The organism is Chitinivibrionales bacterium, assembly GCA_014728215.1.
Lineage (GTDB): Bacteria > Fibrobacterota > Chitinivibrionia > Chitinivibrionales > WJKA01 > WJKA01.
On record WJLZ01000145.1, the window covers coordinates 1 to 2829 of the forward strand.

The 2829-nt window shown below is 48.3% G+C and carries 3 protein-coding genes; all 3 read left to right on the forward strand.

The features are described from left to right. Positions 1 to 294: 294 nt before the first annotated feature. The 3 genes from GF401_12670 to GF401_12680 all read left to right on the forward strand — a co-directional run bounded on the left by GF401_12670 (position 295) and on the right by GF401_12680 (position 2263). Positions 295 to 549: a ribbon-helix-helix protein, CopG family gene (locus tag GF401_12670; protein MBD3345909.1), complete on the forward strand. Its 255-nt coding sequence runs from the start codon at positions 295 to 297 to the stop codon at positions 547 to 549. Further along, the gene (locus tag GF401_12675) at positions 537 to 953 is read left to right on the forward strand and encodes a PIN domain-containing protein (protein ID MBD3345910.1); all 417 of its coding nucleotides are present in this window, start codon (positions 537 to 539) and stop codon (positions 951 to 953) included. The genes GF401_12670 and GF401_12675 overlap by 13 nt, the downstream gene beginning before the upstream one ends. A gap of 137 nt (positions 954 to 1090) precedes the next feature. Beyond that, the gene (locus GF401_12680; protein MBD3345911.1) at positions 1091 to 2263 is read left to right on the forward strand and encodes a DUF4143 domain-containing protein; all 1173 of its coding nucleotides are present in this window, start codon (positions 1091 to 1093) and stop codon (positions 2261 to 2263) included. Positions 2264 to 2829: the final 566 nt, after the last annotated feature.

Consider the following 2829-nt stretch of genomic DNA (forward strand, 5'->3'; position numbering starts at 1 on the left):
AATCTGGTCGACATTTGAGTCGGCTAGGCCTATCGGCCGCCGAGTTTGCTATATCATCATTTTTGGCCCCAAAAACATCGATATAGACCCGAAAATAGCCATCATTTTAAATATATTAATTATATAATCAGACTGTTAATTCGGTCCGACCCCCTAATCCGCCCCTAATCCCTCAACCCCTCAACAACTCAACCTTTCCCTACTCCCCTCGACAACTCGATTTTTCGTGGGCACAATTGACACGCGCACTCAAAAAGACTATAAAAGATTACAAAATCAGATTTGGAGGCGGACATGCAGCTCACCATCAGAATACCCGATGAGTACGGTGAAAAAATCAATCAACTGGCTCAAACAACGGGGCTCAAAAAATCCGATATCGCCAGGATGGCAATCAAAGAATACATTGAAAGAAATCTGGATGGCGGACAAAGAAAACCTTACCAGAAAGTGCGCCATCTGCTGGGCATTGCTGAAAGCGGTATTAACGACCTGGGTCAGCGCCACCGGCAACACATTTTGAATAAGATCAATAAATCCGGACAGTGATCGTTTTGCTGGATACCGGGCCGTGGGTGGCTTTTCTGGACAAAAGTGAAAAGCGCCACAAAGAATGTGTGGCATGGCTCAATAACTACGAGGGAGAGATCCTTTCGACGGAAGCAGTCCTGACTGAGGTGCTGTATCTTCTTGATTTCTCGATAAAGGCAAGGCAGGCCGCGCTCGATTTTGTGCTGACTGGCGCGGTCACCCTGGTCCCAGCAAGCACCGAAAGTCTGGAAATGGTGAAAAACTTGCTCGCTAAGTACCAGGACCTGCCTATGGACTTTGCGGATGCAACCCTTGTGGCCCTGTCAAAAGAACTCAATGTCGGAAATATTGTTACATTTGACCAGAAAGATTTCTCAGTTTATCGGTTTCATAAAAATATGTCTTTTACTATTTTCCCGTAAGCATCCCGCACCATGAGAGGCAAATGTATGAGATTGCACGTAAATCCCTCGGTCCGACCCTAATTCCGAATTCCCAGGTGTTTTTGCGGATTGTAAATTGCATTGACAATCCGCAAAAACACTATTATGCCCATTCTATGATCCCGCGCAGTGCTGAAAAGACAATCCTAAAATTGTGTAAAGGTTTTCCGGTCATTACGATCTCCGGCCCCCGCCAGTCCGGTAAAACCACATTGATGCAAAGCATGTTTCCCGATCGGCCGTACGCCTCCCTGGAAAACCCTGATATTCTTGACTTTGCTACGCAAGACCCCCGTGGCTTTTTGGAAGCCTATCCGGACGGCGCTGTATTTGATGAAGCCCAGCGCTGCCCCGAATTGTTTTCATACCTCCAGGAGCGCGTTGATAATGACAAACGAATGGGCCGGTTTATACTTACCGGTTCACAGCAATTCGGCCTTGTCAGCAATATTGCCCAATCCCTTGCGGGCCGCATGGCGATTGTCCATCTGTTGCCCTTTACTCTAAAAGAGCGATATTACCGGACAGAACCAGAAGACATGCCGGCTCTCGACGATGTTCTATATACCGGTTTATATCCGCCGGTGCACGACCGGGATCTCGAACCCCGCACCTGGTATGACAATTATATCGAAACTTATGTTGAGCGAGACGTGAGGCAGCTTATTAATGTGCGGGATCTTAATACATTCAGGCGATTTGTCAGGCTCTGCGCTGGAAGAACCGGCCAGATACTCAACCTCTCGGACCTTGCGGCGGATGCCGGCATCACTCACAATACGGCGAAATCGTGGATTTCAGTGCTTGAAGCCAGCTTTCTGATCTTTCTGCTGCCGCCGCACTTTCAAAATTTTAACAAACGCCTGATCAAATCACCAAAGCTTTATTTTTTCGACACCGGCCTCTGCACCCGGCTGCTGGCCATTCAGAATTCAGAGCAGCTCAATACCCACCCACTCCGAGGATCAATATTTGAATGCTTCATCATCAGCGAATACATTAAAAGCCGCTATCACGCCGGTATCTCAGAACCTGTTTATTACTGGAGAGATCGCAGCGGAAATGAAATCGACCTGCTGATTGACAAAGGCCAGAGGCTGCAGCCCATCGAAATAAAATCCGGGGCCACTTTGAACCGGGATTTTTTCAAAGGGATTCAGAAATGGCTAGACCTGGCCGGCAATACTGCAAAAGATCCAGCCCTGATCTATGGAGGGACGCAATCACTTGTCCGCTCCGGAATTCAGGTCATCCCCTGGCAAAAAATCCATGCAGAAACCCCTGAGTAATGTAAGCCGGCAAAGCTAAGATCACTATATCGTCATTTTTGGCCTCAAAAACATCGATATAGGCCCAAAAACAGCCCTTGTTTTGAAGGTATTCATTTTATAATCAGTTTGTTAATCAGGTCCGACCCCGATATCCTGGTCCGACCCCGATATACCGATATAGCTTTTAAAGCACAAACCGCTTCCATTCATTGAACCTTGAACCTTGAACCTTGAACTTGACACCCCCCCTGCCCACACCATACATTTCAGGTGTAAAGAATAATTCGAATTTTTCATATTACCCCAAACAGATGATCAGTAGATTCAGGAAACCGGGCTTCACGGGCCCGATGTCTCCCATATGCCGGAGCCGGGCAGCCAGCCGCCGCCGTAGGGGCCAAAGTTGATCACAATATCCGCCTCACCGCCGGACAGGTCGTTTTTCAGGAAGAATTTGCTGGGCGTGGGGTTGTATAAGCCGATTTCATCCAGCCCGTCGCCGTCCCAATCCCCGCAGATGGGAAGCCAGGTGGACCTTTTGGCGCCATATCGGATGGAATGGTCTGAGACGCCTCCTTCAAGGC